The 452-nt window shown below is 63.3% G+C and carries 1 protein-coding gene; it reads left to right on the top strand.

Going from position 1 to position 452, the window contains the following annotated elements:
- The coding region (locus tag AC1DHT_RS29360; RefSeq protein WP_477749320.1) for an Ig-like domain-containing protein at positions 1 to 452 on the top strand (452 nt) is incomplete at both ends.

Consider the following 452-nt stretch of genomic DNA (forward strand, 5'->3'; position numbering starts at 1 on the left):
GTAGACGTGACCATTACCGGCACCAACGACGCGCCGGTGGCGGTGGCCGATACGGCCGCCGGCACGGAAAACCAGACCCTGAGCATCGACGTGCTGGCCAACGATACCGACGTCGATGACGGCCAYGCATTCACCTTGGTCAGCGCCAGTGCGCCAATCGGYCAAGGCAGTGCTAGCGTCTCGGGCAACCAGTTGCAGTTCAATCCGGGGACTGACTTCGATCACCTGGCGCAGGGTGCGGTCGAGCACGTGACACTCAATTACCAGATGCAGGACCAGTACGGGGCGCTCTCGACCAGTAGCGTAGACGTGACCATTACCGGCACCAACGACGCGCCGGTGGCGGTGGCCGATACGGCCGCCGGCACGGAAAACCAGACCCTGAGCATCGACGTGCTGGCCAACGATACCGACGTCGATGACGGCCATGCATTCACCTTGGTCAGCGCCAG

Source organism: Pseudomonas sp. 05N432 (genome assembly GCF_056396945.1).